5 protein-coding genes are annotated in these 3,655 nt (G+C 45.1%); 2 read left to right on the top strand and 3 right to left on the bottom strand.

What is annotated here, in order from left to right:
- The 3 genes from WAM07_RS14910 to WAM07_RS14900 all read right to left on the bottom strand — a co-directional run.
- Nucleotides 1-305: GNAT family N-acetyltransferase (locus WAM07_RS14910; RefSeq protein WP_422168096.1), on the bottom strand; the 305-nt coding region annotated here is incomplete at its 3' end.
- A gap of 23 nt (nucleotides 306-328) precedes the next feature.
- Nucleotides 329-529: a YdiK family protein gene (locus WAM07_RS14905; RefSeq protein WP_175477847.1), complete on the bottom strand. Its 201-nt coding sequence runs from the start codon at nucleotides 527-529 to the stop codon at nucleotides 329-331.
- Between the two features lies 1 nt (nucleotide 530).
- Nucleotides 531-1,241, bottom strand: a complete 711-nt coding sequence (locus WAM07_RS14900; RefSeq protein ID WP_422168094.1) for a CPBP family intramembrane glutamic endopeptidase — start codon at nucleotides 1,239-1,241, stop codon at nucleotides 531-533.
- A 306-nt stretch (nucleotides 1,242-1,547) separates the two neighbouring features.
- On the opposite strand from WAM07_RS14900, the gene groES reads away from it, so the two are divergent.
- Nucleotides 1,548-1,832 (top strand): co-chaperone GroES, encoded by a 285-nt coding sequence (gene groES / locus WAM07_RS14895; RefSeq protein ID WP_014641699.1) that lies wholly within the window; start codon nucleotides 1,548-1,550, stop codon nucleotides 1,830-1,832.
- Nucleotides 1,833-1,895: 63 nt separating this feature from the next.
- Entirely contained in the window at nucleotides 1,896-3,533 is a 1,638-nt protein-coding gene (gene groL, locus WAM07_RS14890) for a chaperonin GroEL (RefSeq protein WP_422168092.1), read from the top strand.
- Nucleotides 3,534-3,655: the final 122 nt, after the last annotated feature.

The following is a 3,655-nucleotide window of genomic DNA, read 5'->3' as shown; positions in this document are numbered from 1 at the left end:
CCGTACATATCCGGGTCACCGATTCCAATCGTGAGCCAGGCATTCTGCTGGGTCCAGAGAATGCCGTCAAGCTCCACAAACCCGATAAACTGGTCAGCTTCCTTAATCGCAAAGAGGAAATGGCTGTCGTGCTCGTGAGCTTCATCCCGCCACCTTCGTAAGTCTTCCGCTCGTTTCGGCTTTGCGGGAAGGGCATCCAGATGCCTTGCATAATCGGTTTTATTGTACCATTTGGTCATGTGATCAATATCATGGTCGTCGAGAAGCGTCAGCCTGACGCGTTCGCCGGTGAGTAAAGGTTCCATCGCCATTCCCTCCTTAGGCTTCGTCATTTATTATTGGACTGGTTCATACGAACGTGCAAGTTATACAAACGGATCGCTACAATAATATTTACTGTGGCGACACCCGATAAGACAATCGTTGTAGCATTCCAAATCGTTTCCACTGCGGCCTGGGACGCGAGAAACATAAATGCGATTCCCACACCGAAGTAGAGGACAGCCATAAGCAGTGGTGAAGTCCTCATATTATAAAAATCCTCCAATAAAGATGGTTTCTAATTGTTCCTGCATCCGTCGGATATCTTCCTCATCCACGAAGTACTGTGTAATGACCACAAACGAGTTCATCGCCATATGAGCAATGATTGGCGTAATAATTCGTTTTGTTTTCACATATAGGAAGGCGAATACAACCCCCATGGAGAAGTAAACAAGCATGTGCTTAAAATCAAAGTGGAAAGCACCAAAGATCAAGGCAGAAACTAAAACGGCCAGAAAGAAATTCGTCCGCTTATAAATCGAACCGAAAATCACCTTTCGGAAAATGATTTCCTCGGTGATTGGAGCGAACAAAACAGGCAGCAGAATAAACAATGGTGATTCACGTGCAATCTCCATGAGCCCCATCGTATTTTCCGATCCAGGCGGAATTCCGAAAACTTGATTCTCAATAGCAGCAGCGACACCTTGGGCAAGCAGAGCCAAGATGACTCCGAGAATAGACCAGAGGACGATGCCTCCCGGTCCTGCCTTATCTTCCCGCATAGCGGTTTCTTTCATATCCGGTTTAAGCAGAACGATAATAATGATCGTTGCAGCTAAAAAGCTCAGCACCGACCAGACCGCAATCGCATCATAATTGCTGAGGCCAAACAGCTTGACGAGCGGCACTCCGATCAAAGCGGAGAGCTGGGCAGCGACATACGTCAGAATAATATACCAATAGCGATTTGGCATAGGTGAACGACTCCTTTTATCTATATATATGATGAAAGTTCATGCATGCGATATCCAACAAAGCTTACGCCTTAAAATATCTCACAATTCATACTTTATGTATTTTATCATAGTTTCAAAACCATCCCTAAGGATAAAGGGTTATCGTACATAATTTGTCGAAAAAAGATGTGAAAATTTTCTAGGTTTTCTACTTGAAAAATGAAAGTGAATTGATTATGATAAGAATTGTGTTAGCACTCATACATCACGAGTGCTAATAAACGACAAAAATTGAATTCAACCTTATCAAGGAGGGTGTCCTAATTGTTAAAGCCACTTGGTGATCGTATTGTTATTGAACTAATCGAAGAAGAACAGACTACTGCGAGCGGTATCGTACTTCCGGATTCTGCGAAGGAAAAGCCGCAAGAAGGTAAAGTCATTGCTGTCGGTACTGGCCGCATCACAGACAACGGAGAGAAAATCGCACTGGAAGTCGCACAAGGCGACCGTGTAATTTACTCGAAGTTTGCCGGTACGGAAGTGAAGTATGAAGGCAATGAATACTTGATTCTGCGCGAATCAGATGTACTAGCTGTTATTCAATAAGTACAACCATCTCATACTTATAGATGAAGAATCGGTACGATTTTAATAAGGAGGGCATTTTTAATGGCTAAAGAAATTAAGTTTAGTGAAGACGCACGCCGTGCGATGCTTCGCGGAGTAGATACATTAGCAGATGCTGTAAAAGTAACACTGGGACCGAAAGGACGTAACGTCGTTCTAGATAAGAAATTCGGATCTCCACTCATTACAAACGATGGTGTAACCATTGCTAAAGAAATCGAACTTCAGGATCACTTCGAAAACATGGGTGCTCAGCTTGTGTCCGAAGTAGCTTCCAAAACAAATGACGTTGCTGGTGACGGTACAACAACTGCAACGGTTCTAGCGCAAGCGATGATCCGTGAAGGTCTGAAAAACGTAACATCCGGTGCGAACCCTGTAGGTATTCGCCGCGGAATTGAAAAAGCAACCGAAGTCGCTACTCAGGAACTTCGCAAAATCTCCAAGCCAATCGAAGGCCGCGAGTCCATTTCTCAGGTAGCTTCCATCTCTGCTTCCGATAACGAAGTAGGCCAGCTGATTGCTGAAGCGATGGAGCGTGTAGGAAACGATGGCGTTATTACAATTGAAGAATCTAAAGGTTTCAACACAGAACTAGAAGTGGTTGAAGGTATGCAGTTCGACCGCGGCTATGCTTCTCCATACATGGTTACAGACCAGGATAAAATGGAAGCGGTTCTTGAAGATCCTTACATTCTAATTACGGATAAGAAAATCAACAATATCCAGGAAGTACTTCCTGTACTTGAGCAAGTGGTACAGCAGTCCAAGCCATTGCTACTGATCTCTGAAGACGTAGAAGGCGAAGCACTTGCTACACTTGTTGTGAACAAACTGCGCGGTACATTCAACGCTGTATCCGTAAAAGCACCTGGATTTGGTGATCGTCGTAAAGCTATGCTTGAAGACATCGCAACCCTTACAGGTGGTCAAGTGATCACAGAAGACCTTGGTCTTGAACTGAAGAATACAACCATTGATCAACTTGGACGTGCGTCCAAAGCGGTCATCACAAAAGAAAATACAACTATCGTTGAAGGGAACGGAGATCCACAGCAAATCGCTTCCCGCGTAGCTCAAGTCCGTGCCCAGGCAGAAGAATCTACTTCTGAATTCGATAAAGAAAAACTACAAGAGCGTCTTGCAAAACTAGCAGGCGGGGTAGCTGTTATCAAAGTCGGCGCAGCTACTGAAACAGAATTGAAAGAGCGTAAACTACGTATCGAAGACGCCCTGAACTCTACAAGAGCAGCTGTAGAAGAAGGCATCGTTGCCGGTGGTGGTACAGCGCTTGTTAACATCATCAACTCAGTTGAAGGACTTGGCTTAGTTGACGATGAAGCAACTGGCGCAAGCATTGTACTTCGTGCTCTTGAAGAGCCTGTACGTCAAATCGTACACAATGCTGGTCTTGAAGGATCCATCATCGTTGAGCGTCTGAAAGGCGAAGAAGTCGGCGTAGGATTCGATGCAGCTACCGGCCAGTGGGTTAACATGGTCGAAAAAGGTATCGTAGACCCTACGAAAGTAACGCGTTCTGCACTTCAAAACGCAGCTTCCGTAGCCGCTATGTTCTTGACTACTGAAGCCGTAGTCGCTGACAAGCCAGGCGAAGATGACAACGCTGGTGGCGGCATGCCTGACATGGGTGGCATGGGCGGTATGGGCGGCATGATGTGATAGCGCCCAAAACCCTTTGAACATAGGGTTTGAGAACAATTTGACTGGATTTTGACTGGTTTTAAAATCGTCTACTAAATTGAAAAGCCTCTCAAGAGTTCATAAACTTTTGAGAGGCTTTT

Source organism: Halobacillus sp., from assembly GCF_049282395.1.
Lineage (GTDB): Bacteria > Bacillota > Bacilli > Bacillales > Halobacillaceae > Halobacillus.
The sequence above is the reverse complement of the archived record's forward strand: the minus strand, read 5'-3'. Positions and strand labels throughout refer to the sequence as shown.

Bases quoted from the DNA above. Each gene is read 5' to 3' on its own strand.
- WAM07_RS14905 (WP_175477847.1), bottom strand. From the start codon at position 529: ATGAGGACTTCACCACTGCTTATGGCTGTCCTCTACTTCGGTGTGGGA.
- WAM07_RS14900 (WP_422168094.1), bottom strand. From the start codon at position 1,241: ATGCCAAATCGCTATTGGTATATTATTCTGACGTATGTCGCTGCCCAG.
- groL (WP_422168092.1), top strand. From the start codon at position 1,896: ATGGCTAAAGAAATTAAGTTTAGTGAAGACGCACGCCGTGCGATGCTT.